Source organism: Curtobacterium sp. VKM Ac-1393 (assembly GCF_015350995.1).
Lineage (GTDB): Bacteria > Actinomycetota > Actinomycetes > Actinomycetales > Microbacteriaceae > Curtobacterium.
The window spans coordinates 95929-116424 of sequence record NZ_JADKRW010000008.1 but is presented as its reverse complement, the minus strand read 5'-3'; the positions used below and the strand labels follow the sequence as shown (position 1 = coordinate 116424).

At 72.4% G+C, this 20496-nt stretch carries 22 protein-coding genes and 1 riboswitch; of the genes, 10 read left to right on the top strand and 12 right to left on the bottom strand.

The window, feature by feature from the left end:
* Positions 1–146 precede the first annotated feature (146 nt).
* From ITJ59_RS17370 to ITJ59_RS17360, 3 genes are all read right to left on the bottom strand, one after another.
* On the bottom strand, positions 147–1238 hold the full coding sequence (locus ITJ59_RS17370; protein ID WP_194652567.1) for a winged helix DNA-binding domain-containing protein: 1092 nt from the start codon (positions 1236–1238) through the stop codon (positions 147–149).
* Positions 1235–1981: a phosphotransferase enzyme family protein gene (locus tag ITJ59_RS17365; RefSeq protein ID WP_194652566.1), complete on the bottom strand. Its 747-nt coding sequence runs from the start codon at positions 1979–1981 to the stop codon at positions 1235–1237. Before ITJ59_RS17365 ends, ITJ59_RS17370 begins: the two co-directional genes overlap by 4 nt.
* 90 nt (positions 1982–2071) lie before the next feature.
* Complete coding sequence (locus tag ITJ59_RS17360) at positions 2072–3052, bottom strand: NUDIX domain-containing protein (RefSeq protein ID WP_194652565.1); 981 nt, start codon at positions 3050–3052, stop codon at positions 2072–2074.
* A gap of 82 nt (positions 3053–3134) precedes the next feature.
* Positions 3135–3230, top strand: a riboswitch (TPP riboswitch).
* On the opposite strand from ITJ59_RS17360, the gene thiM reads away from it, so the two are divergent.
* The 3 genes from thiM to thiD all read left to right on the top strand — a co-directional run bounded on the left by thiM (position 3219) and on the right by thiD (position 6414).
* On the top strand, positions 3219–4091 hold the full coding sequence (thiM, locus tag ITJ59_RS17355) for a hydroxyethylthiazole kinase (RefSeq protein WP_194652564.1): 873 nt from the start codon (positions 3219–3221) through the stop codon (positions 4089–4091). (Overlaps the previous riboswitch by 12 nt.)
* A complete protein-coding gene (gene thiE / locus ITJ59_RS17350) occupies positions 4088–4819 on the top strand; it encodes a thiamine phosphate synthase (protein WP_194652563.1) in 732 nt (243 codons plus the stop codon). Before thiM ends, thiE begins: the two co-directional genes overlap by 4 nt.
* Positions 4816–6414 carry a bifunctional hydroxymethylpyrimidine kinase/phosphomethylpyrimidine kinase gene (gene thiD / locus ITJ59_RS17345; RefSeq protein WP_194652562.1) on the top strand — a complete coding sequence of 533 codons (1599 nt, stop codon included), beginning with the start codon at positions 4816–4818 and terminating at the stop codon, positions 6412–6414. The genes thiE and thiD overlap by 4 nt, the downstream gene beginning before the upstream one ends.
* An 89-nt stretch (positions 6415–6503) precedes the next feature.
* Here the strand turns inward: thiD and ITJ59_RS17340 are convergent, their stop codons facing one another.
* The 4 genes from ITJ59_RS17340 to ITJ59_RS17325 form a co-directional block, all read right to left on the bottom strand.
* Complete coding sequence (locus tag ITJ59_RS17340) at positions 6504–7013, bottom strand: metallophosphoesterase family protein (protein WP_194652561.1); 510 nt, start codon at positions 7011–7013, stop codon at positions 6504–6506.
* On the bottom strand, positions 7010–7480 hold the full coding sequence (locus ITJ59_RS17335) for a MarR family winged helix-turn-helix transcriptional regulator (RefSeq protein WP_194652560.1): 471 nt from the start codon (positions 7478–7480) through the stop codon (positions 7010–7012). The genes ITJ59_RS17340 and ITJ59_RS17335 overlap by 4 nt, the downstream gene beginning before the upstream one ends.
* An 82-nt stretch (positions 7481–7562) precedes the next feature.
* Entirely contained in the window at positions 7563–8024 is a 462-nt protein-coding gene (locus ITJ59_RS17330; protein ID WP_194652559.1) for a VOC family protein, read from the bottom strand.
* A gap of 22 nt (positions 8025–8046) precedes the next feature.
* Positions 8047–8343, bottom strand: a complete 297-nt coding sequence (locus tag ITJ59_RS17325) for a GNAT family N-acetyltransferase (RefSeq protein ID WP_194652558.1) — start codon at positions 8341–8343, stop codon at positions 8047–8049.
* A gap of 76 nt (positions 8344–8419) precedes the next feature.
* Here ITJ59_RS17325 and ITJ59_RS17320 point away from each other — a divergent pair, with 76 nt between their 5' ends.
* Positions 8420–9055: an NADPH-dependent F420 reductase gene (locus ITJ59_RS17320; protein ID WP_194652557.1), complete on the top strand. Its 636-nt coding sequence runs from the start codon at positions 8420–8422 to the stop codon at positions 9053–9055.
* Between the two features lie 83 nt (positions 9056–9138).
* Here ITJ59_RS17320 and ITJ59_RS17315 read toward each other — a convergent pair whose 3' ends face one another.
* Positions 9139–10107 (bottom strand): aldo/keto reductase, encoded by a 969-nt coding sequence (locus ITJ59_RS17315; protein WP_194652556.1) that lies wholly within the window; start codon positions 10105–10107, stop codon positions 9139–9141.
* 155 nt (positions 10108–10262) lie between these two features.
* Between ITJ59_RS17315 and ITJ59_RS17310 the strand changes: the two genes are divergently transcribed.
* The gene (locus ITJ59_RS17310; protein ID WP_194652555.1) at positions 10263–11309 is read left to right on the top strand and encodes a hypothetical protein; all 1047 of its coding nucleotides are present in this window, start codon (positions 10263–10265) and stop codon (positions 11307–11309) included.
* A 272-nt stretch (positions 11310–11581) separates the two neighbouring features.
* On the opposite strand, the gene ITJ59_RS17305 is transcribed toward ITJ59_RS17310, so the two are convergent.
* The gene (locus ITJ59_RS17305; RefSeq protein WP_194652554.1) at positions 11582–12439 is read right to left on the bottom strand and encodes a LysR substrate-binding domain-containing protein; all 858 of its coding nucleotides are present in this window, start codon (positions 12437–12439) and stop codon (positions 11582–11584) included.
* Positions 12440–12563: 124 nt separating this feature from the next.
* Here ITJ59_RS17305 and ITJ59_RS17300 point away from each other — a divergent pair, with 124 nt between their 5' ends.
* The gene (locus ITJ59_RS17300) at positions 12564–13886 is read left to right on the top strand and encodes an MFS transporter (protein ID WP_194652553.1); all 1323 of its coding nucleotides are present in this window, start codon (positions 12564–12566) and stop codon (positions 13884–13886) included.
* Between the two features lie 105 nt (positions 13887–13991).
* Here ITJ59_RS17300 and ITJ59_RS17295 read toward each other — a convergent pair whose 3' ends face one another.
* Positions 13992–14639 (bottom strand): NAD(P)-dependent oxidoreductase, encoded by a 648-nt coding sequence (locus tag ITJ59_RS17295; RefSeq protein ID WP_194652552.1) that lies wholly within the window; start codon positions 14637–14639, stop codon positions 13992–13994.
* Positions 14640–14745: 106 nt separating this feature from the next.
* On the opposite strand from ITJ59_RS17295, the gene ITJ59_RS17290 reads away from it, so the two are divergent.
* Entirely contained in the window at positions 14746–15108 is a 363-nt protein-coding gene (locus tag ITJ59_RS17290) for a winged helix-turn-helix transcriptional regulator (protein ID WP_194652551.1), read from the top strand.
* 102 nt (positions 15109–15210) lie between these two features.
* Complete coding sequence (locus tag ITJ59_RS17285; protein ID WP_194652550.1) at positions 15211–16242, top strand: NADPH:quinone reductase; 1032 nt, start codon at positions 15211–15213, stop codon at positions 16240–16242.
* 70 nt (positions 16243–16312) lie between these two features.
* Here the strand turns inward: ITJ59_RS17285 and ITJ59_RS17280 are convergent, their stop codons facing one another.
* Positions 16313–16498, bottom strand: coding sequence for a hypothetical protein (locus ITJ59_RS17280; RefSeq protein WP_017886573.1), 186 nt, complete (start codon positions 16496–16498; stop codon positions 16313–16315).
* A 41-nt stretch (positions 16499–16539) separates the two neighbouring features.
* A complete protein-coding gene (locus tag ITJ59_RS17275; protein WP_194652549.1) occupies positions 16540–17349 on the bottom strand; it encodes a hypothetical protein in 810 nt (269 codons plus the stop codon).
* A 113-nt stretch (positions 17350–17462) separates the two neighbouring features.
* Here ITJ59_RS17275 and ITJ59_RS17270 point away from each other — a divergent pair, with 113 nt between their 5' ends.
* Entirely contained in the window at positions 17463–18359 is an 897-nt protein-coding gene (locus ITJ59_RS17270; protein WP_194652548.1) for a patatin-like phospholipase family protein, read from the top strand.
* Positions 18356–20422 carry a S9 family peptidase gene (locus ITJ59_RS17265; RefSeq protein ID WP_194652547.1) on the top strand — a complete coding sequence of 689 codons (2067 nt, stop codon included), beginning with the start codon at positions 18356–18358 and terminating at the stop codon, positions 20420–20422. Before ITJ59_RS17270 ends, ITJ59_RS17265 begins: the two co-directional genes overlap by 4 nt.
* Positions 20423–20496 lie beyond the last annotated feature (74 nt).

Here is a 20496-nt window from a genome sequence, read left to right as displayed (position 1 = left end):
CATTACCCGAGGCAGGGTACGAGTCCGCCGCGTGGTTGCTGGGGACGCCCTGGGCCCACGCCGCCGGTTCCGGATCGACGCGCCAGCGGCGGGTCGGCCGTGCCGGTGGGGAGAGGCTGGGATGGACTCGACCCCACCGGCCGCGGTCAGCGCGTGGTCGCCTCCACGACCCCGAACGCGACGGGCGCGTCGAGGAACCGCGCGTACCGGTCGGCGGCTGCCTCGAGCGCGCGCACCGATCCCGTGTCGAGCACCGCGAACGGTGTCACGGTGACGGCGACCCCGCTGGCACGCTCGGTCCGCCCCCAGGTGCCGACGACCCTGCCGCGGACGACGGCCATGGGCAGGAACATCCCGTTCGCTCCGGGGACGACCCGGTCGGCGTGTGCGGGGTCGAGCTGGGCGGAGCGGTCGGCGTACCCGAGCAGGTACTCGTCGAACCCGGGCAGCAGGTGTCCGGTGGGTGTGCCGCCGGTGGTGGGTCGGTCGGCGAGCGCGAGGAGTCCGTCGCCGAGGTCCTCGACGGCGTCGCCGGCTGCGGCTCGGGCTCGTCGGAGGTCGCCGAGCGGGAGCTTCGTCCAGCTGGCGGCGTCGGCCTCGGTGGCGGGGCCCCGGCCGCGCAGGTACCCGACGAGCACTCGGCGGAGTGCTTCGTCGCGCTCGGGGACCTCGGCGATCGCGGGCGCCCACTCGTCGAGCAGCACGAGCCCCTGGCCGACGCGGGCGGTGGGCCCCCAGGCGACGAGCCCCGCCTGCGAGAGCTGCAGCAGCAGATGGTATCCGCGGCCGCCCGCGGGGTCGATGCCGGCGGCGCGGTACTCCTCGAAGAGGTCGTCGCGGACGAGGGACCGGCCGCCGGACAGTGCGGCGACGGTGGTGTCACGGGCACGGCCGAGCAGCACGTCGTCGATGCCGAGTTCGGTGGCGCGGCGGGCGATGCTCCGCAGGGTCCGTTCGGCGGTCAGGGAGAGCAGGAGCCGCAGGTCGTCCGGCCGCACGGCGTGCAGGGTCCCCCGCATCGGCCACGAGCGGACGAGGTCACCGCGGTCGAAGGCATCACGGACCTCGGTGCGGGTGGCCCCCGGTGCGCGGACCCCGATGGCCCAGAGGGCATGGCCGAGGTCCTGCCCCTGCACGGCGGTCATCCGTTCGACGGCGGCGGTGGGTCCGAGGCCGGGGACCGCGATCCCCTGCGCGGCGAGCCGCATCGCGCGGAGCTGCGCAGGGGTCGGGGTCACGCGACGGCGGCGGCGATGTCGGCGGCGTGCTGCTCGATGTAGGCGACGTCGGCCCGGTACAGGTCGGCGTGCCCGTGTGCCAGGTCGCTGACGAACTTCGGGTTGCCGGCGGCTGCCTCGGTCTCCATGGTGGTGACCATCGCGACGAGGGACCCGGTCATCGTCTCGACCAGGACGCTGCGGGAGCGGTCGTCGAGGTCGTAGGCGCGGCAGAACTCGGCGGCGCGGGCGAGCCGGTCGTCGAGGTCCGGAGCCGTCGCGCCCTCGACCTCGCCGGTGGTGAACGGGGCGAACCGGTACACGGCACTCGCGACGTCCCAGACGCGGGGACCGGGGTGTGCGGTGTCGAAGTCGATGAGCCCCACGGCCTGGATGCCGTCGTAGACGCAGTTGTACGGTGCGAAGTCGCCGTGCACGATCGTCTCGACGGGTGCGCGGACCGCCTGGGACCAGAGGTCGCGTGATGCGTCACGCGGGTACGTGGCCGCGGCGTCGTGGAACTGCCGGAGCAGGCGGGCGCTCGTGACGAGGGCGGCTTCGCTCGCGACGTCCTCGGTCCACGGGTACTCCCCCGCGACCCCGGGGACGAACGACACCGTCTCGAGGGTGTCGCCGTGCTCGATCGGTTCCGGTGCCGCGACGAACCCCTGTTCGTGCAGGTGTGCGAGCAGCCGGTGGACGGTCGGTGTCCACGGCCCGGCCGGGCGGTGGACTCGGTCGTCGGCCCTGGTGATCCGCTCCATGGGGAACCTCCTGTGTGTGCGTCTCCGTTGACGTCCGGCCACACTACCGACGACTGTGTCCGCCCGTGACACAGTCGTGTGAACAACACGTCACATCGGCGAGCCCTCGTGACCGACCTGCGGCACGGCCGGGTCTTCCGAGAACTGGTCGCGGAGCCAGGACGGGCCGTGCACGACGGCGCCGACCGCCTCGACGCGGGTGCGGAGTCCACGGTCCGCCGTGACGACCACGACGGGCCCGTCGCCGGCGTCGACCGCAGACTGCGCCGACGCCACGATCGCGTCGTCCCCGGACCCGGGTGCCTGCACGACGTCGAGTCCGCGGGCCGCTTCGGCACCGGCGGACGCAGCACCGGCAGCCGCGGCACCGGCAGCCGCGGCCCCACGGGCCTCGCCTTCGAGCACGACGGTCCACCGCGGCCACCACCGCGCGAACGGCAACGCGAGCAGCTCGGCGTGCACCCCGGATCCGGCGAGCGCCGACACCGACGACAGCAACCTGGATGCGGCCCCGGCCCGGTCCTTCCACCACCCGTCGGGCACGCTGCCGACGACGTTCGCCGCGTCGACGACGATGTGCGGCGTGGTGGTGATCGATGCACGGAGCGCCGGCCACGACCGGCCGAAACCGGGGTGCAGCGGTAGGTCGTCGACCTCGGCGACGGGGATCCAGGACAGCGCGAGGCTCTCGCGGTCCGCGATGACCGGTTCGAACGGTCGCGAGGCCCTGCCCACCACCGTCGTGTAGGTCCAGAACCCCAGGTCGAGCAGTGCGGTGTGCCGCAGGTCGACGCCGTCGTGCGGCACGCCGGCTTCTTCGGCGGACTCGCGGAGGGCTCCGGTCACGGCGTCCTCGCCCTGGTGGCGTGCGCCGCCCGGGATGCCCCAGGTGCCGCCGTGGTGGCTCCACTCGACGCGGTGCTGCAGCAGGACGCGTCCGGCGCCGTCGTCGACGAGCAGGCCGGCGGCGCCGAAGAGCCCCCAGGCCTTGGTGCCGTCGGGGCCGACCGCCCAGGCGTCGCCGGGGTCGCGGGGGCCTGGTGGCGGTCCGGGAGGCGTGGTGTCTGGCACGCGTCAACCCTGTCACACGGGGCCGGACATGTGACCGGAGAGGACGGGCCGGAGCGCGACGCAGCTGCTCGTGTACGGTGTCGCTCGAGACACGGGGTGCCGCAACCAGCGGCTGAGATCACACCCGTCGAACCTGCTCGAGCTCGTACTCGCGAAGGGATCGTCCATGGATACCGCTGCGCCCACCCCTGATTGGGCCCACCGAACCGCCGAACTGCTCGAGGCCGTCCGTGCCCGGGGCCCGCTGGTGCAGTGCATCACGAACACCGTGGTGCAGAACGTCACCGCGAACGTGCTGCTCGCGCTCGGGGCGTCGCCCGCGATGGTCGACGTGCCGACCGAGGCGGGGCCGTTCGCCCGGGTCGCCGACGCCCTGCTGGTGAACACCGGCACCCCGCACGCCGAGCCCCGGATCGCTTCGCTCGAGGCCGCCACCGCCGCGGTCGACACCGGCACCCCGTGGGTGCTCGACCCCGTCGCCGTCGGGTCGCTGCCGGTGCGCACCGCTCTGGCCCGCGACCTGCTGGCGCTGCACCCGACGGTGCTGCGCGGCAACGCGTCCGAGGTCCTCGCCCTGCTCGGCACGTCGGCCGGTGGCCGCGGCGTCGACAGCACGGTGGGCACCGAGGACGCCCGTGACGCTGCGGTCGACGCCGTGTCCGGTCAGGCGGCCGGGAGGCTCGTGGCTGCGGTGGCCGTGTCGGGTCCCGTCGACCTGCTGGTCGCGCCGGGCACCGGTGTGGTCCGGGTCGCGAACGGCACCGAGCTGTTGACGCGGATCACCGGGGGCGGGTGCGCCCTCGGTGCGGTCGTCGCCGCGTTCACGTCGGTCGCGCCCGGCGACGCCGGGGCGGCCGCCGTCGCCGCGACCGCGGTGCACACGATCGCGGCGGAGCTCGCCGCCCGCGAGGCCGGCGGGCCCGGCACCTTCCAGCCGCTGTTCCTCGACCGGCTGGCGTCGCTCACTCCCGAGGACGTCGTCCGCGAGGCCCGGATCACGGTCGAGGCCGATGCTGCGTCCCTGGTGGTGCCGGCATGAGCGGGCTCCGGCAGGACTTCGGCGTCTACCTGGTCACCGACGGTGCCCTGGCCGACCGGCACGGTGTCGGTGTGCTCGGGGTCGTGCGTGCCGCGGTGCACGCCGGCGTCCGGATCGTGCAGGTGCGCGACAAGGACGCTTCGGCACGGGACCTCCTGGCCCTGACCGCTGCCGTGGCCGACGCCGTGGCCGACCGTGCCGCCGTGGTGGTCGACGACCGGCTCGACGTCGCCCTCGCGGCACGGCACGCCGGGCACCGGGTCGCCGGGGTGCACCTCGGGCAGTCGGACGTCCCCGTGACCGCTGCCCGCGCACTGCTCGGGCCGGACGCGCACGTCGGGTTGACCGCGAACACAGCGGAGCACCTGGCGGTCGTCGCACGGCTGTCCCGCGGCACCGTCGACCTGCTCGGCGTCGGGGTCGTGCACCCCACGACGACGAAGGCCGACCACCCGCCGGCGCTCGGGTACGACGGGTTCGCCCGGCTCGCGGCGGCGACGGACCTGCCGTGCGTGGCGATCGGCGGTGTGACGCTCGACGACGTCGGGCCGCTCCGGGCAGCGGGCGCAGCCGGGGTCGCGATCGTGTCGGGCATCTGCGCCGCGGCCGATCCTGGGTCCGCAGCGGCCGCGTACGTGGCCGCGTGGGGCCCTGGACCCGGCCGCGGGGCGGAGCCGGGGCGGTTCGCGCAGGGTGATCCGTTCCTCCCGGTCGGGGTCCGGTCGTGAGCGTCCCGCGCGTCCTGGCCATCGCCGGCACCGATCCGACGGGCGGTGCCGGGCTGCAGGCCGACCTCAAGGCGATCGCGGCACACGACGGGTACGGCATGGGCGTCGTGACCGCACTCGTGGCGCAGAACACGCACGGGGTGCGGTCGGTGCACGTGCCGGACGTCGCGTTCCTGCGGGAGCAGCTCGACGCGGTGTCGGACGACGTCACGATCGACGCCGTGAAGATCGGGATGCTCGGCACCGCACCGGTCGTCCGCGTCGTGACGGACTGGCTGCGGGAGCACCGGCCGCCCGTGGTCGTGGTGGACCCGGTGATGGTGGCGACGAGTGGTGACCGGTTGCTCGACGAGGACGCCGCCTCGGCGATGGTCGCGTTGTTCGGGCTGGCCGACCTCGTCACGCCGAACCGGGCCGAGCTGCAGGTGTTGGCGGCGCTGGCAGGTGCTGGTGGCGCTGGTGGTGCTGGTGCTGGTGCTGGTGCTTCCGCTTCGTCGCTGTCGTCGCTGTCGTCGCTGGACGCTGCGCGGCTCGTGGCGTCGACCTGGGACGTCCTCGTGCTGGCGAAGGGCGGGCACGACGAGGGGCCGACCGCCGACGACGTGCTCGTGTCGCCCTCGGGGTCCGCACGGGTCTTCACGGCTCCGCGAGTCGCGACGGACAACACGCACGGCACCGGATGCTCGCTGTCGAGTGCGATCGCGACGCTCGCGGCCCGGCACGGTGACTGGGAGCTCGCGGTCGGGGTGGCGAAGCCCTGGCTGACGACGGCGTTGCAGGGGGCGGATGCGCTGCGGGTCGGGTCCGGGAACGGGCCGATCGACCACGGTGCCGTGATCCGCGACGCACTGCCGCCGGTCCGGTTCACCGAGGTGTGGTGGTCCGACGTCTCCGCCGTGCTGCGGGCCACGATCGAGTGCGGGTTCCTGGTCGGGCTGCGGAACGGGACGCTCGACGCGGACGTGTTCGCCGGGTACCTCGCGCAGGACGTGCACTACCTGCGGGCGTACGAGCGGCACTTGGCGGCGTTGGCGGCGAGCGCTGCTGCTGCTGGTGCTGGTGCTGACGGTGCTGGCGGTGCTGGTGCTGCGGCGGCCGCCTTCTGGGCTGCGGCGGCCGAGGGGTGCGCCACCGAGGCCCGCGACCTGCACCACCGACGCCTCGCCGGCACCCACGCCGACGACCCCGTCCACCCGACGTGCGCCGGGTACCTCGCACACCTGCAGCGGGCGGCCGACTCCGGGTCGGCGGCCGTCCTCGCCGCGGCGGTGCTCCCCTGCTTCCGGGTCTACGCCTGGGTGGGGTCACAGCTCGGCGCGGCGCCGGACGGGCACGCGTTCGCGGACTGGATCACGGCCTACGGGGACCCGGGTTTCGCGGCGTCGAGTGCCGAGGCGACGCGTCTGGTCGAGGCGATGGCGGCCGCCGCGACCCCGTCCGAGCGAGGCCGGATGGCGCGGGCGTTCCGCCGCTCGACCGAGTGGGAGCTCGCGTTCTTCCGCATGCCGCTGGCGGGGACTGCCGGCGCTGGTACCGGCGCTGGCGCTGGTACCAGTACCGGGGTCACTGCCGCGGAAGCGACACTCCTGCGCTGACGACCGCTGACCACACCGCGAAAGCGACAGATTTCCGCCGATGTTCCGCGGGGATCTGTCGCTTTCGCGGACGAGCCAGGACGGCGGCCTCAGCGGGCGGGCGGCGGCAGGCGCACGAGCTCGACGGACAGGTCGGCGCCGTCCACCGTGCCGCGCATCCACGTGAAGTCGGGCTGGCGACGGCGGTCGGTCGGTGATCCGGGGTTGAGCAGCCGCAGGCCGGACGGCGCGACGGTGTCCCACGGGATGTGCGAGTGGCCGAAGACGAGCACGTCGACGTCCGGGTAGTCGGCGGCCATCCGGCGTTCGCGACCGGTCGCGGCTCCGGTCTCGTGCACCAGGGCGAACCGCAGGTCCTCGACCGCGAACCGCGTGACGAGCGGCAGCCGGTCGTCGAACTCGGGGCCGTCGTTGTTGCCGCGCACCCCCGCGAACCGCTGTGAGCGCTGCTGCACGGCGTTCAGGGTGGCGAGGTCGACCCAGTCCCCCGCGTGCACCACGAGGTCCGCGGCGTCGATGTCGGTCCAGAGCGCCGCGGGCAGGTCCTTCGCCCGTTTCGGCAGGTGCGTGTCGGAGAGCAGGACGAACGAGGTCGTCACGTCGTGGAGCGTCCGGGCATCGGCAGGCCGGCCTCGTCCGACGCGCCGAGCCGTTCGAGCAGGCCGGCGAGCAGGGCGATGTCGTCGTCGGACCAGCTGGCGAGCCGTTCTTCGAGCGCATCGCGGTGCAGTTGTACGGAGCGTTCGAGTGCGGCTCGGCCGGCGTCCGTCGCCACCAGGGGCTTCGCGTTGCCGGTCCCGCCGTCGGTGGTCGCGATCAGCTTCGTGGCGAGGAGACCGGAGAGCTGGCGGGAGATGGTCGATCGGTTCAGCCGCAGGTACCGGGCGATGTCGATGGCCATGCAGCCGGGGTGCTGCACGACGAAGTCGACGAGGGACTGGTCGACGACGCTCAGCGCCTGGTCGGAACCCCGGGCACGGATGCTCGCACGTCGGGTGATCCGGGCGAGCTCGGTGTACGCCCGGCCGACCTCACTGTTCCGGACCTCGGAGCTCGGGTGGTCCATCGTGGCTCCAGCCTGTCGTTGCCGGCGCCGGCCGGCGGTCTTCTGTGCCGACACCATACCGGCCGGTACGCGGGAATCGGGCTCAGTGACCCGCAGCGGCGGCCTGGAGCGCGGGGATGTCCAGCTTCTGCATCGTCATCATCGCCTGGAAGACCCGCGCGTTCGCCTCGGGGTCGCCGGAGCCGGTCATCAGTTCGCCCATCATCGACGGGGTCACCTGCCACGCGAGACCCCAGCGGTCGAACAGCCACCCGCACATGCTCGGCGAGCCGCCGTCCGCCAGCAGGGCGTCCCAGATCCGGTCGAGCTCGTCCTGGGTGTCGACGTCGACCTGGAACGACACGGCGTCGGTGTGCGGGTGCCCGGGGCCGCCGTTCATCGCCCGGTAGGGCTGGCCGAGCAACGTGAACTCGACGACCAGGGTCGTGCCGTCCGGTGCCTTGGCCACGCTGTCGATCGAACTGCCGGGGAACAGGTCGACGTAGTACCGGGCGGCCTGCTCGGCTTGGTCGTCGTACCAGAGGAAGGGGGTGATGGTGGGCATGGGACGCTCTTCTCGGGTGGGCTCAGTCCGCGGCACTGCGGCTGAGCAACTCGGACTTCTCGGGGTGTTCGTCGAACCACTTGCCGACGAACCAGCACATCGGCACGACCCGCTTCGTCGAGTGCGTCTCGACGTCGGTGACCGCGTACGCCACGAGTTCGGCCGCGTAGCCGTGCCCACGGTGCTTCGGCACCGTGTACGTGTGCGGGAACGCGATCGCGTCGCCGTTCTCGCGGTAGTCGAGCACGCTCACGAGCTCGCCGCCGACGTACATGGCGTAGCGGTCCTGGTCGGTCTCGTCGCGGAACTCGTGGTCCATGCCGCCATCATGCTCCGCACGGGGCGCACGTGCCCCACCGGGAATGCCTGCGGCCGCCGAGCGTTGGATGGACACCATGACAACGATCGGCATCATCGGCGCAGGCAACATCGGATCCCAGCTCGCACGGCTCGCGGTGCAGCACGGTCACCAGGTGGTGATCGCGAACTCGCGCGGCCCCGAGACCCTGAGCGATCTGGTCGCGGAACTCGGCGACCAGGCCCGCGCGGCGACCCGTGACGAGGTCGCTGCAGCCGGCGAGCTCGTCGTCGTGACGGTGCCGCTCGCCGCCATCGAGACGATCCCGGCCGAGCCGCTCGTCGGCAAGGTCGTCATCGACACGAACAACTACTACTGGGAGCGCGACGGACACATCGCTGCGCTCGACGACCAGTCGACGACGACCGCCGAGCTGCTGCAGGACCACCTGCCCGGTGCCCGGGTCGTCAAGGCGTTCAACCACATCGGTGCCGCGGACCTGACCGGCCACGCCACACCGGCCGGCACGCCCGACCGCCGTGCCCTGGTGGTCGCGGGCGACGACGCCGAGGCGAAGCGGGTGACGGCGGACCTCATCGACCAGTTCGGCTTCGACGTCGTCGATGCCGGTCCCCTCGCCGAGGGATGGCGCATCCAGCGCGACACCCCCGGCTACGGCCCACGCCTGACCGCCGACCAGCTGCGCGAAGCCCTGCAGGCCGCCACCCGCTGACCGCCGGTGCCGTTTCGCGCTGAGCGACGCGTCACGGACTGCGGAGCCCGTGAACTGTCGCCCAGCGCGTGACCAGGCGCCCGCTACACCCGGTCGAAGATCACCGTCATGTCGGCCAGGTCGTCCTCGGACGGCTCCCACGTGGTGCCGGCCTCGACGTTCTGGGTGATCTGCTCCGGCTTCGTCGCCCCCGCGATGACGCTCGAGAGCCCCGGCTGTGCCAGCAGCCACGCGAACGTCGCCTGCAGCATCGTCACGCCGCGGTCGTCGCAGAACCGCTGGTACTCGTCGAGCACCTCCCACGGGGCGTCCTCGAGCAGCTGCGGCTTCGAGGTCGACAGGCGTCCGTCGGCCGGGCCGCCGGCCTTCGTGTACTTGCCGGTCAACAGCCCGTTGTACAGCGGGAAGAACGGCAGGAACCCGAGCGCGTAGGCCCGGACGGCCGGCAGCACCTCGACCTCGGCGGCCCGGGCGAGCGGGCTGTACTCGTTCTGCGCGGACACGAACGCCGTGGTGCCCGCGATCGACGCGGTCAGCTCGGCCTCGGCGATCTGCCACCCCGCGAAGTTCGAGTGCCCGACGTAGCGGATCTTGCCCTCGCGGACCAGGTCGTCGAGGACCGACAGCGTCTCCTCGATCGGGGTCACGTCGTCCGGGCGGTGCATCTGGTACAGGTCGATCCAGTCCGTGCCGAGACGACGGAGCGACGACTCGACGGCCAGCCGCACGTACCGCCGCGACCCGCGAACGCCCCAGTCCGGCCCGTTCGCGCCCTGCATGTCCATGCCGAACTTCGTCGCGAGGACGATCTCGTCACGCCGACCCGCGATCGACCTGCCGAGCATCTCCTCGGACATGCCGGGCGTGCCGCCGTAGATGTCGGCGGTGTCGAAGAGCGTGACGCCGGCGTCGAGCGCAGCCCGCACGACGGCGTCGGTGCCCTCCTGCGACTCGGAGGCGGTCCCCGGCCGCCCGAAGTTGTTGCAGCCGAGGCCGACGGTGGAGACGACGAGCCCCGAAGGACCCAGTGGGCGGTGTTCGATTCCGGTCATGCCCCGAACGTACCGGCGACCCCGGAACTGGGGCTGCGACATCCGCGACCGTTGCCGCTAGAACTGACGATGGATCAGTCGACGAAGGGAGCACCGCAGTGGCGTCGCATCGCATGCAGGATTCGGACCGGCCGCGCCGTCCCGTCCCGTCCTGGGTGACCGCACCGGTCGTCGAACCGGCCGCGTCCGGCCCGCGGGTCGCCCCCGTCGCCGCAGCGACCACCGTCCGGGAGGCCCGCCCCACCGCCGCCCCGTCGCGCGCCGCCCACGGTGCGCCGGCTCCCACCACCGTGCCCGGGTCCGCCCCGCAGCCGACGCTGGAGCCCGCGTCCATCCAGACCCTCGTCGAGGACGACGTCACCGCGCCCGACTACCCGCCGCAGCAGGACCTCCTGCCGCCGGCTCCGACGTCGCCGAGTGTGCACACGGTGCCCTTCGACACCGCTTCCGTGTCCCCGACCGCCGCCGCGACCCCGGTCTCGCCGATCGATGCCGCTCCCCGCACCGCTCCGGCTCCCGCGCCGTCGCCCGTGCCCGTTGCCGGGCAGCCGCGGTTCTCCGTGCCCGGCCTGGAGCACGTCGTCGTCGAGGGCACCGAACCGGAGCCCGTCGGCCCGATCGGCTTCCGCACGCCCCGCCGCTTCGCCCACCAGCAGTCCGCGGCGGCATCCGCAGCTCCCACTCCGTCGCCGGTGACCGACCGCGGACGGTCCTTCGAGGCCGTCCTGCACCCCGCCGCGACCGCTGCACCCGACCCCGCCGTGCCGTCGACCGCACCCCTGGCGGAAGCCGGCGTGTCTGCCGAGGCCGCACCGGGCCTCCCGACCGAACTGCTGGACCAGCCCGTGACCGCAGCCGCCGGGCCGGAGCCGCGCCGCGCACTCGGCGCGACGCCCGGTGCCGTCCTGAGCGCCGTGGCGGGCATCGCCACGCTCGGGCTCGCGGCGTGGTGGTTCACCGCGCCGGCGACCGTGCACGGCGTCGGTGTCGTGCTCGGACTGCTCGCGCTGCTGCTGTCGATCGTGACCCTGCGTGACCGGGCGGCGACGTGGCAGCGGCCCGTCGGGCTGCTCGGCGGCGTGCTCGGCGCGGTCGGGACGCTCGTGCTGCTGTGGGCCGTCGCGTCGGCGCTGCTGCCGGCAGCCGGGGTGACGCTGCCCGACGTGACCGGGACCGGGACGCTGCCGATGCTCGCGCCGTAGTCCGTGCGACGCCGTCGTCTGCGGCGTCGTGACAACCCGCCGTCGTCCGGAAAACACGCCGTCGTCTCTGAAACACGCCGTCGTGTCCGCAAGACGCCCCCAGGCCAGCGAGACGCCCCCGAATCCGGCGGTGTCTCACGAACTCCGAGGCGTCTCGGCAACACGCCGGCGTCTCGCACCACCACCCCGAACAACACGACGGCGTCTCGCACCACCACCCCGAACAACACGACGGCGTCTCGCACCACCGACCGCTAGCGGCTCCACGAGAGTCAGACGGCGCGGACGACCCCGCGGGACAAGATCGCGTTCGTCAGGGCGTCGATCGGCTCGCGCTGCACCGTCGGGTTGGCGATGAGCACGTAGTCGACCGCCGGCAGGTCCGGCAGTCCGAGCCGCTGCGACACCTTCACCAGGTCCGCCGGGATGAGCGAGTGCGGGAACACCGCGACGCCGATCCCCGCACGCACCGCGGCCAGCACGCCGTTCACGTCGCGGGTGTTGCAGGTGATCCGCCAGGTGCGGCCGGCGGCCTCGAGGGCATCGATCGCCATCTGCCGGCTGATGCTCGGCGCCTGGTACGCGATGAGCGGCACGGGCTCGTCGCGTTCGACCGTGATGCCGTCCTGCGCCATCCACACCATCTGGTCCGTCGCGACCCGGGTGCCCTCGGCGGACTCGCCGGCGGTCTGCTTGATGAACACCAGGTCGAGCTGGCCGGCGTGCACGCGCCGGAGCAGCGGCGACGACTGGTTCACCGTCAGCTCGAGGTTCACCTGTGGGTGCAGCCGCCGGAAGTCGCGGAGGATGCGCGGCAACTGGGTGATCGCGAGGTCGTCGGCCGCCCCGAACCGGAGCCGCCCACGCGTCGCCGACCCGGAGAAGTACGCGTCCGCGGTGGCGTGCGCGGCCAGGATCGTGCGCGCGAAGCCGGCCATGGCGTCGCCGTTGTCGGTGAGCGCGACGCCCCGGGTGTCACGGGCGACGAGGGTCCGCGACACCGCGGTCTCGAGGCGCCGGACGTGCTGGGACACCGTCGGCTGACTGATGCCGAGGCGGGCACCGGCCTGCGTGAAGCTGCCGGTCTCGGCGACGGCCAGGAAGGTCTGCAGCAGGACCGGATCGAGCACGGCGCACCCCGTTCATTCGACATCGCAATGGATTGATAGTCACCATAGGGGTATCGAATGGGCGGCCGCCACGTAGTTTCGATGGGGTACCAGATCCGCAACGACGTCCGGAGTTCCCACCACCGTGAGCGCGTCACCGACGACCCTCCCCCCGCCCACCGAACCACTTCCGATCCAGGCCACCCGCCCGCCATGGCGGCACACGCTGATCGCCCTGTCCGTGCCGAACTTCCGGCTGTTCACGGCCACCAACCTCGTCGCGATGACCGCCGGTTGGATGCAGCGCATCGCCCAGGACTGGCTCGTCCTGCAGCTGACCGGCTCGGTCGCGCAGGTCGGCATCACCGTGGCGTGCCAGTTCGCGCCGATGCTGCTGTTCGGGCTGCTCGGCGGCGTGCTCGTCGACCGGTTCTCCAAGCGCGCGCTGATGATGATCACGCAGGGCGCCTTCGCGGTGCTCTCCGCGCTGCTCGCCGTGCTGACGCTGGCCGGGGTGGTCGAGGCCTGGCACATCTGGGTGATCGCGTTCCTGGTCGGCATGGTCACCGTGATCGACAACCCCGCCCGCCAGGTGTTCGTCACCGAGATCGTCGGGCACCAGCACCTCCGCAACGCGATCAGCGTGAACTCGTCGGTCTTCCAGCTCGGCGGCATGATCGGACCGGCGCTGTCCGGGGCGCTGCTCGTCGCGGTCGGGGCCGGGTGGTCGTTCGGCGTGAACGCGATCGCTTGCGTCGCGGTCGTCGTGACCCTCGGCTTCCTGAAGGTCTCGGAACTGCACCGGACTCCCCCGGCACCCCGCGGGAAGGGTCAGCTGATGGAGGGTCTCCGCTACGCCGTCAACAAGCCGACCATCATCGTGCCGGTGATCCTCGTGGCGTTCTTCTCGGTGTTCGCGCTGACGATGCCGGTGCTGCTGTCGGCCTTCGCGTCACAGGTGTACGACGTCGGAGCCGGCGGCTACGGCGTGTTCAACTCCGCCGTCGCGGTCGGCGCCCTCGTCGGGGCGCTGCTCTCCACGCGACGGGCGGTCGTGCGGTTGCGGACCATCGTCGGCGGGGTGTTCTGGACCGGGGTGCTGCTCGTCGTGTCGGGGTCGATCCCCGTGATCGCACCGTTCACCGTGGCGCTCGTCGCCGTCGGCATGTCGCAGCTGCTGTTCCAGACCGCGTCGAACTCGCTCGTGCAGCTGTCGTCGAACGTGGCGATCCGCGGCCGGGTGATGTCGCTCTACGTGCTCGTGCTGCTCGGCGGCCAGGCCATCGGCGGGCCGCTCATGGGGCAGGTCGTCGACCACTTCGGTGCGCACGTGGGGATGATGGTCGCCGGTGGCGTGCCGGCTGCGGCCGCCGCCGTGATCGCGCTCGTGCTCGCCCGCCGCGGAGGCCTGCACCTGGCGGTGCGCATGCGCCACCACGTGCCCCTGCCGGCGATCGTCGCGCACTGACCGGCGCACGGTGGCGAGTTTGCCCGCCGGAACCAGGTTCCGGACACTGAACCACGCAAATCCGCGGTGTTGTGTCCGGAACCTGGTTCCCGGGCGGGGCTTGCCTCAGTAGGCGACGCCGAAACGGGTCTGGTGGTGCGCCGGGTTCGCGATCTCGTCGACGAAGGCCAGGGCGAAGTCCGCACCGGAGATGTCCGAGTTGCCATCGGCGTCGGCGATCATGACCTCGTCGGTCGTGCGGTAGGTGCCACGACGCTCGCCCGGGTTGTAGCTGCCGAACGCTGCGGCCGGGCTGACGTAGAACCAGTCGACGTCGGTGTCCGAGGCCCGGAGCGCGTCGAGGATCTTCGCGTGGCTCTTCGCCTCGGGCTTGAACGCGTCCGGGAACTCGACGGCGTCGAAGGCGCGGGGTCCACCCTCGGAAACGAGCAGCGAACCGGCACCGCCCACGATGCCGAGGCGCGCTCCGGCTGCGGCAGCCGCGTCGACGAAGTGCTGGAACTTGTCCGCGAGCTCGCTGCCGTCGGCCTGGACCGCGTGCAGCGAGACGACGATGACGTCCGCGCCCTTGGTGACCTCGGCCACGAAGTCGGCGTCGAAGGCGTCGCCCTGCGCCAGGGTCAGTCCCTCGGCGGCGTCGAGCTTGCTCGTGTCGCGGGCGACGGCGGTGACGGCGATGCCGCGGGACAGGGCTTCGCGGGTGATGGCGGACCCGGCGTAGCCGGTGCCTCCGAAGACGACGATGCTGGTCATGCTGTTCCTTTCGTGGGCTGGTCAGCTCACCGTACAAGAGTTACTCTCTTTGAGAAAGTAGGCACCTCATGGTGCGTTACGGAGCACGTTCGCCACGGAGGCAACCATGTCAGCACTCGAGTACACGCCCTACGCCGCTGACTGCCCCAGCCGGCAGCTTCTCGACCGCATCGGCGACCGCTGGAGCGTGCTCACGATCGGCACCCTCGCCGACGGCCCGCAGCGGTACACGGTGATCGCGAACCGGGTGCAGGGCGTGTCGCAGAAGATGCTCACGCAGACGCTCCGCGCGCTCGAACGGGACGGACTCGTCACCCGCACGGTGTTCCCCGAGATCCCGCCGCACGTCGAGTACGAGCTGACCGACCGTGGGCGATCGCTGCGCGGCGTGCTCGAACCGCTCGAAGCCTGGGCGACGTCCCACATGGACGACGTCGCGGTCTCGCGCGTGGAGTACGACGCACGCTGAGCGGCGGCGGGGCGCGCGGCGGGGCGCGCGGCGGGGCGCGCGGCGGGGGCCTTCGTGCCGACACTCGGAATCCCCGACGGCGCCGAGTGGTTGCCTGGGGACATGCGATCGATCGTCTACACGAAGCCCGGTGACAGCAGCGTCCTCGAACTCGTCGAGCGGGACGTCCCCGAACCCGGTGCCGGCGAGGTCCGCGTCCGCGTCGTCGTCTCCGGCGTGAACCCGACGGACTGGAAGGCCCGGGCCGGTGGGACCTACGGCGACGGCCTGCCCTTCCCCGAGATCACCCCGAACCAGGACGGCGCCGGCGTCGTCGACGCGGTCGGTCCCGGTGTCGAGGGACTCGCCGTGGGCGACCGGGTCTGGCTCTTCATGGCCGCCGCCTCGCGCCCGACCGGCACCGCGCAGGAGTACACCGTCGTGCCGGAGACCCGTGCGGTCCGCCTGCCCGAGCAGACCAGCTTCGACGTCGGCGCCTCACTGGGGGTGCCGGCGATGACGGCACACCGAGCACTGACCACCCACGAGGACGGCCCGTCGCGGCTCGGTCCCGGAGCCCTCGACGGCGTCACCGTGCTCGTCGCCGGCGGTGCGGGCGCCGTCGGCCACGCCGCGATCCAGCTCGCCCGCTGGGCCGGTGCGACCGTGATCACGACGATCAGCTCGGACGCCAAGGCCGCACTCGCCACGTCAGCCGGCGCGCACCACATCGTGAACTACCGCGAGGAGGACGCCGCCGAGCGCATCCGGTCGATCGCGGCGGACGGCGTCGACATCGTCGTCGAGGTGTCGATCCCGCAGAACGCCGCGCTGGTCGCCGACGTGCTGGCGAACCACGGCGTCGTGTCGATCTACGCGAACAACGGCGGCGACGAGGCCACGCTGCCGATCCGCCCGAACATGAGCGTCAACGCGCGCTACCAGTTCCTGCTGCTCTACACGATCGGCGACGAAGCGCTGGCGGCAGCGGCCGAGGACGTCACCGAGGCGCTGCACGACGGTGTGCTGCCGGTCGGCGACGACGCGGGTTTGCCGCTCGTCCGCTTCGACCTGGCCAGCACCGCGGACGCGCACGACGCCGTCGAGCAGGACGCAGTCGGCAAGGTGCTCATCGACGTGACCGCGGCACCGTAGCCGCGACGTCCGGACGACGAACGGCTCCCACACACGTGGGAGCCGTTCGTCGTGGACGATGCGGGAAGGGTCAGCGACCCAGGCGCGCGGCGATGGCTGCAGTGACCCGGATCCGGGCTGCTGCGCGCTCGCGCTCGATGTTGGCGGCGATGACGTCGAGGTCCTCGTAGTCGGCGTCGGTGGTGGTGTCGTTCCAGTTCGGCGATGAGATCCGGGCACGCCCGAACGACGGCGGAGCAGGGTTCACGGTCGTCATGAGGGCATCGTACGTCGAGCGTCCGACAGAGCGTGTGAGCATCACGGGCCTTTCCTTTGATTGCGGTCGCGCTCGGGGAACGAGTAGGTCAACGAGAACGCCACGGCCATGAACGACGCCATCATCGCGATGTTCTTGGCGTCGAGTTCGGTGAAGGCGTCGGCGACCGGGGAGTCGACGGTGAGCATGCCGAACGAGTACTGGTCGGACCGGATCACCACCGAGACGTACGAGGAGTACCGCGGTTCGAAGCCCGGCACGTCCTGGTCGACGTCGACATCGGCGGAGCGGTCGCCGACGATCCGGGGTGCTCCCCCGATCAGCACCCACTCGAGGTTGCGGTCGCCGTAGGGCGTGCCCGCGCGGAAGACCCCGGCGGTGTCGCCGGCGCCCCCGTGACCGATCGGCTCGAGCGCACGCAGATCGGTGGACAGCTGGTACACGTTGGCGCGCACGTCGGGCACCTTCGGCAGCAGGTAGAACGCCAGGGCCACGGCGACGCGGTCGGCGACGACGGACAGTTCGCCGTGGCGCTCGGACCGGGGCAGTTCGGTGAACCGGACGAGCCGGGTGGCGATCTGGCCGAACGCGTACCGGACCGCCGTCGACTGCTCGAGCTCTGCTGCGGTGGCGTTGTCCTCGGCCACCGACCGTGCAGCGTCACTGCGCCGGGTCCGGACCACCTGCACCGTCACGGCTCCGACGAGCACGACGAGCCCGAACGCGACGAGCGACAGCCGGACCGCCGGGGTGACGAACAGGTTCGGCAACTGCAACGCCGCGGTCGGCGCAGCAGCCACCACGATCGGCCACACGACCGTGCCGACCCGTCTTGAACGCTGATGCCCCATGACCACGACGTTAGGTCACGCCACCGACGCAGACGGAGTTGTCCACAGGCCGGTTCTCCACAGGAACTGTCGTCCTCCACCAGCCCGTCGCACGCACCTGGTAAGCAAGACCCATGACCGATGCCAGCACGCCCGTTCCCGGATCCAGAGCCCTCGTCCTGGGTGGCGGAGGTGTCGCCGGCATCGCGTGGGAGGTCGGCGTGCTGTCCGCACTGCAGGACGCCGGCGTCGACCTCGACGCCGCGGACCTCGTCGTCGGCACGAGCGCCGGCAGCGTCGTCGGGGCGTTCGTCCGGAACGGCACGGTGCAGCAGGCGTACGACCAGCAGCACACCCCCGCGCCCACGACCTACGTCGAGCCGGCCGCGATCGACACCGACGCCGTCCAGCAGCGCATCGGCGCCGCACTCGAGGGAGCGACCGGTGAGCAGGACGCCCGCGCCCGCCTCGGTCTCGCGGCTCAGCAGGTCACCGACGGCCAGTCCGACGACGAGCGCACGGCGACGTTCGCCGAGACCCTGCCGTCGACCGAGTGGCCGGCCCGGCCGTTCGCCGTCACGGCGGTCGACGCCACCGACGGCGCGTTCCGGCTGCTGACGGCGGCCGACGGCGTCCCGCTCCCCCGGGCGGTCGCCGCGAGCTGTTCGGTGCCGTTCGTCTGGTCTCCCGTGGGCATCGAGGGCCACCCGTACGTCGACGGCGGTGTCCGCTCCGGCACGAACGCCGACGCCGCAGCCGGACACGAACGCGTCCTCGTGATCGCCTGCGGCCCAGAGGGTCCGTCGCCCGTCGGGCCGTGGCTCGACATCGCGGTCGAGTCACTCCGTGCCGGCGGCAGCTCGGTCGAGGTCATCGTGGCCGACAGCACGGCGCAGGAAGCCTTCGGGACGAACTCGCTCTCCTTGTCCACCCAGGCGCCGTCGGCCGAGGCCGGCCGTGCTCAGGGCGCCGCCGTGGCCGAGCAGATCGCCGTTTTCTGGGCCGACGACCTCGGGGGCGTGCACGCATGACGACACCGTTCTCCGACCTCGACCAGTACATCGCGCTCCCCCGTGTCGACGGCATCGCGATCAGCCCGGACGGCACCCGCGTCGCGCTGACGGTCAGTGCGCTCGACCCGGACCGTACCGGGTACCGCCGGTCGATCTGGCAGGTGCCCGCAGGCGACGACACCGACGCGGCCGGCAGCGACGCAGCCGGTACCGCTGTCCGCCTCACCCGTTCCGCCAAGGGCGAGAGCGGCATCGCCTTCTCCCGCACGGGCGACCTGCTCTTCGTCTCCGCCCGACCCGATGCCGACGCCGCAGACCTCGAGACCGCCCAGCTCTGGGTGCTCCCGGCGACCGGCGGCGAGGCCCGGCCCCTCACCCGGCTCGCCGGGGGCGTCGGCGGCGTCCTGGCCACCGCGGCGTCGTCGGACGTCGTCGCGCTCACCGCCGACCTGCTGCCGAGTGCCGGCTCCGATCTGGCGACCGTGCTCGAGGCCGACGCGGTGCTCCGGAAGGCCCGCAAGGACAAGAAGGTCCGTGCGATCCTGCACGAGACCTACCCGGTCCGGTACTGGGACCACGACCTCGGTCCGGCCCAGACGCACGTCCTGACGCTCGACCTGGCCGAAGGCCTGACCGAAGACCACGCCGAGGACGCAGCCGCGCTCCCCCGCCTCACCGACCGCACGCCGGCTCCCGGCCGATCGCTGGACCACGTCGCCGGGGCGCTCACGCCCGACGGATCCGTCCTGTTGGCAGCCGTGGGTGTCCGGGAGGCCCGTGGACACCGCTCGACGATCGTCACGATCGACTGCACCACCGGCCACCGCACGGTGCTGTTCAGCGACGTCGACGTCGACCACGAGATGCCCGCCCTGAGCCACGACGGCCGCACGATCGCGTGGGTCCGGACGGTTCGCTCCACCCCGGCCGGGGCGAACCAGCAAGAGGTCTGGACCGCCGGCATCAACGGCTCGGACCCGCACCGCATCGCGACCGACTGGGACCACTGGCCGAGCGAGCTCGTGTTCGAGCACGGCGACCACGCCCTGCTCGCCGTGGCCGACCAGGACGGCCGGGCTCCGGTGTTCCGCATCCCGCTCGACGGCGCAGCCGTCGAGCAGCTGACGCACGACGACTGGGCGTACTCGAGCCTGCGCGTGGCGGAGGCGACCGGCGCGGTCGTCGCGCTCCGGGCATCCTGGGCGGCGCCACTGCACCCCGTGCGGATCGCGACGGACGGGGCGGTGACCCCGCTCGCGACCCCGGCACCCCTGCCGGAGGCGCCCGCGCACCTGGAAGAGGTCGAGACGACCGCGGCCGACGGCGCGCGCGTGCGCGGCTGGCTGGTCGTGCCGGAGGGCGACGGTCCGCACCCGCTGCTGCTCTGGATCCACGGCGGGCCGCTGAACTCGTGGAACCAGTGGTCGTGGCGGTGGAACCCGATGCTGATGGCGGCGCGCGGGTACGCGGTGCTGCTGCCCGATCCCGCGTTGTCGACCGGCTACGGGCTCGACTTCGTGAACCGCGGATGGAACGCGTGGGGGCAGGCGCCGTACACCGACCTGATGGCGATCACCGACGTGGTCGAAGCCCGGGCTGACGTCGACGAGACCCGCACGGCTGCCATGGGTGGGTCGTTCGGCGGGTACATGGCGAACTGGATCGCCGGCCACACCGACCGGTTCCGGGCGATCGTCACGCACGCCAGCCTGTGGGCGCTCGACCAGTTCAACGGCACCACGGACTCGTCGCAGTACTGGTCGTCGATCTTCGACGCCACCGGCATCGAGGCGAACGACCCGCGCCGGTTCGCGGCCGAGATCGCGTCACCGATGCTCGTCATCCACGGCGATAAGGACTACCGGGTGCCGATCGGCGAGGGGCTCCGGCTGTGGTCGGAGCTCGCCGAGCACCACGCGGCCGACGACGGCACGATGCCGCACCGGTTCCTGTACTTCCCGGACGAGAACCACTGGGTGCTCTCGCCGCAGCACGCCGTGGTCTGGTACGAGACGGTGTTCGCGTTCCTCGGGCAGCACGTGCTCGGTGACAAGTGGGAGCGGCCGGAGTTGCTCGGGTAGCGCGGGCGTGGCGGTCGACCCGGAACGACACGATCGACGTCGCACGACATCGAGAACGTCGTTCCGGGTCGGAT

Coding starts and splice junctions, on each gene's coding strand:
- ITJ59_RS17365 (WP_194652566.1), bottom strand. CDS start 1,981: ATGGAGCGGATCACCAGGGCCGACGACCGAGTCCACCGCCCGGCCGGG.
- thiM (WP_194652564.1), top strand. CDS start 3,219: ATGGATACCGCTGCGCCCACCCCTGATTGGGCCCACCGAACCGCCGAA.
- thiE (WP_194652563.1), top strand. CDS start 4,088: ATGAGCGGGCTCCGGCAGGACTTCGGCGTCTACCTGGTCACCGACGGT.
- ITJ59_RS17335 (WP_194652560.1), bottom strand. CDS start 7,480: ATGGACCACCCGAGCTCCGAGGTCCGGAACAGTGAGGTCGGCCGGGCG.
- ITJ59_RS17330 (WP_194652559.1), bottom strand. CDS start 8,024: ATGCCCACCATCACCCCCTTCCTCTGGTACGACGACCAAGCCGAGCAG.
- ITJ59_RS17325 (WP_194652558.1), bottom strand. CDS start 8,343: ATGGACCACGAGTTCCGCGACGAGACCGACCAGGACCGCTACGCCATG.
- ITJ59_RS17320 (WP_194652557.1), top strand. CDS start 8,420: ATGACAACGATCGGCATCATCGGCGCAGGCAACATCGGATCCCAGCTC.
- ITJ59_RS17315 (WP_194652556.1), bottom strand. CDS start 10,107: ATGACCGGAATCGAACACCGCCCACTGGGTCCTTCGGGGCTCGTCGTC.
- ITJ59_RS17295 (WP_194652552.1), bottom strand. CDS start 14,639: ATGACCAGCATCGTCGTCTTCGGAGGCACCGGCTACGCCGGGTCCGCC.
- ITJ59_RS17290 (WP_194652551.1), top strand. CDS start 14,746: ATGTCAGCACTCGAGTACACGCCCTACGCCGCTGACTGCCCCAGCCGG.
- ITJ59_RS17285 (WP_194652550.1), top strand. CDS start 15,211: ATGCGATCGATCGTCTACACGAAGCCCGGTGACAGCAGCGTCCTCGAA.
- ITJ59_RS17280 (WP_017886573.1), bottom strand. CDS start 16,498: ATGACGACCGTGAACCCTGCTCCGCCGTCGTTCGGGCGTGCCCGGATC.
- ITJ59_RS17275 (WP_194652549.1), bottom strand. CDS start 17,349: ATGGGGCATCAGCGTTCAAGACGGGTCGGCACGGTCGTGTGGCCGATC.
- ITJ59_RS17270 (WP_194652548.1), top strand. CDS start 17,463: ATGACCGATGCCAGCACGCCCGTTCCCGGATCCAGAGCCCTCGTCCTG.
- ITJ59_RS17265 (WP_194652547.1), top strand. CDS start 18,356: ATGACGACACCGTTCTCCGACCTCGACCAGTACATCGCGCTCCCCCGT.